Origin of the sequence: Acidocella sp. MX-AZ02 (assembly GCF_000306035.1) — a bacterium.
GTDB classification, from domain to species: domain Bacteria; phylum Pseudomonadota; class Alphaproteobacteria; order Acetobacterales; family Acetobacteraceae; genus Acidocella; species Acidocella facilis.
This window is the reverse complement of the sequence record NZ_JH976208.1, coordinates 120505-123018: the sequence shown is the minus strand read 5'-3', so window position 1 is coordinate 123018 and position 2514 is coordinate 120505. Positions and strand designations below refer to the sequence as shown.

General features: G+C 66.6%; 3 protein-coding genes. All 3 read right to left on the bottom strand.

Annotated elements, in window-relative coordinates:
* Nucleotides 1-30: 30 nt before the first annotated feature.
* Nucleotides 31-1362, bottom strand: a complete 1332-nt coding sequence (gene tssK, locus MXAZACID_RS08835) for a type VI secretion system baseplate subunit TssK (RefSeq protein WP_039885137.1) — start codon at nt 1360-1362, stop codon at nt 31-33.
* A gap of 75 nt (nt 1363-1437) precedes the next feature.
* Nucleotides 1438-1887 (bottom strand): type VI secretion system lipoprotein TssJ, encoded by a 450-nt coding sequence (tssJ, locus tag MXAZACID_RS08830; RefSeq protein WP_008493924.1) that lies wholly within the window; start codon nt 1885-1887, stop codon nt 1438-1440.
* A partial coding sequence (gene tagH, locus MXAZACID_RS19300) for a type VI secretion system-associated FHA domain protein TagH (RefSeq protein ID WP_008493923.1) occupies nt 1884-2514 on the bottom strand: 631 nt, incomplete at its 5' end. The genes tssJ and tagH, both read right to left, overlap by 4 nt.

Genomic DNA, 2514 nt, shown 5'->3' with positions numbered 1-2514 from the left:
ATCGTCTCTCTCCCTCAGCGCTTCGCGCGCTCACCCTTTGATGGCCCAAAGCTCCATGCGCAGGCCAGGAAATTCTCCGGAGACATGGATCGCGAAGCCGCCCGAGGTCTGCATCTGCTGCCAATGCGGGCTGTTGCGGTCCAGCTCGAAATAAGAGCCACCGGCATAGAACGGGATCTGCCGGGGGGCGACGGGCAGCGGGCGCACGGCGATGCCGGGCAGCGCCACATTCACCAGCTCGCGAATATGCTCCACCGCGCCGATTTTCACCTGGGCGGGGAAGAGGCGGCGCATCGTCTCGGTCGGCACATCGGCCTGCACCGTCAGCACGAAATTCGCCGCGCGCAGAATATTGCGGTCATTGATCGGGCCGACATGCACGCCGTGCCGGCGCTCCTGCAGCGGGATCGCCGTGGCGTTGGTCTCAATCACCGAGGAGAGCGCGCGGCGCAGATCCGCGATCACCGGGGCGAAGGAACGTTGCAGATCCTCATGCCGATAGCCGGGATATTTGTTCGGGCGGCGCTGCCCCTCGGTGAAGGTGGCGAATTCGGCGGCCATCTGCACATAGGCGGTATAGAGCGTCTCGGGATGGATATTCGCGGCATCGGCCCAATGCTGCAGCAAAGCCTGCCAGCGATTGAGCGCCTGCAGCAGCATGAAATCCGCCACCTCGGCGACACCGCGCGCACCCGGCGCATTCACCCTTGCCGCCAGCGCCTCGCCGCGCTGGTTGATCATGCCGGCGAATTCGGTGACCAGCCCGGAGAGGCCCGGCACCGCGTGGCAGGCCAGAGCGGGGGGCAGCCAGTTCTCATCCAGCGTCACACGCTTGTCGGAGGAAACCTCCATGATCCGCGCGACGGGAATGCAGAGATAGCCGGCGCGGTCATCGCTATCCAGCAGGTAGCGCAGCTTCAGCCGGCCGATCAGCAATTCCGCCGCCTGCGGCGAGGCGGAATGGGTGTCGTAGGCCTCGAAGCTCTGCGCCTTGTAGCGGCCCTCGGCACTGCCATCGGCGGCGGCAATCTCCACCGCGCCGGCCTGCTGCACTGGCAGCGCCAGATGGATCAGCACGCCGCGGGTATTTTCCGGCACCTCGAACGGGGCGGGGTGGTCCGCCTCGCCGGGCAGGCTGAAGGGCGTGCCGTCCTCGAACAAGCCGGCGGCGCTGGAGAGGGCGAAACGCCCGGTGCCGAGCAGATCGCGGTCCAGCATCATCTGGGTCAGGCCCCAGCCATGCGACCGCAGCGCCGCGACACGGCCGCGCAACGTTGCTTCCAACCAGCGATCCTGCTGCTGGAAATGCTGGGAGCGGAGGAACATGCCCTCCTGCCAGATGACGCGGTTGGTCCAGCTCACGAAGCGGCTCGCATAATCTTCAAATCTCCCAAACACGGCACCCGGAGGCGCCGCGTCATTATTACGGCTTGCGCATCATCCGCCAAGGGATGCGGTCAGCCCGTTTATATGCAGTGTCAGCACGGTTGGCCCATGCGCGGCAACCGGGGCGGTGAGTTTCCAGGTGGAATGATTGATGTCCCGGAACAGCACCGCGACGCCGAGCGTGGTCGTCCCCGGCGTCAGATTGATCGTTTCCGTCAGCTTCTGGCCGGGTGAAACGATATATTGCGCGGAACCGCCCAGCGCCTCCGTGCCCAACGCCGCAGTTTCATTGCCGGTGAGGGTATAGACATCCGCCGCCTGGAACTTGCCGCTGGCGGCGAGCTGATAGACCCGCACCGCCACCGCCGTGCCCTGACCGGCGGGATCGGGATTCTGCCCGGCGGATCCTGCGATATTCAGCGTCAGCACCGGCGGCGGGGGCGGCGGCGCGGCGCAGCCGGCGAGCACCAGGCAGGCGGCGAGGAAAGCCGAACGTTTCATGACATCTCTCCTGGTCCGGGGTCGCGGGCCGAAACCTCCCGCAAGGCGGTTTCATAGGCGCGGGCGAAGGATTTGCCGAACACGCTGTCGAAATCATCAGCCAGCGCGCGGGTGATGGTTTCGTGAAGTTTCTCATAGGCCTCGAAGGCACGGGCCTTTTTCTGCGCCGGCAGCAACGCCATGCCGCCTTCCACCTGCAGCTTCGCCGGGTCGAGCTGGGCCAGCAAGGCCCGCACCGCATCCTGCATCGCCGCCATGGTGGCCAGCTCATGCAGGCGCATATCGCGCAGCGCGTCGTTCACCGCCGCATCCGGGCCCATATCCACCCGCCGGCCGAGGCCCAGTAGGGCGGTCAGCGCGTCATCGTCATCGGCGGAGAATTTCAGCGGGTTGTTGCCACGGGCGCGGATCATCGTCTGCTCGATGCGGAATTCGCCCTTGATGGTGGCGCGCGCGATCAAAGCCTGGCGGATGCCGGAGACGACAGCCCGGAAGGTGGCGCCCAGCGCCTGCATCAGCGCCTCGGGATTGGCTGGAGTGCTACCCTCCAGCCCGGCGCCGCGCAGGAAGGCCGCCATCAACGCGTCACCACCCGGCGCGGGCGCCTGGGCCGTGACAGGCGAGGTC

Bases quoted from the DNA above. Each gene is read 5' to 3' on its own strand.
- tssJ (WP_008493924.1), bottom strand. From the start codon at position 1,887: ATGAAACGTTCGGCTTTCCTCGCCGCCTGCCTGGTGCTCGCCGGCTGC.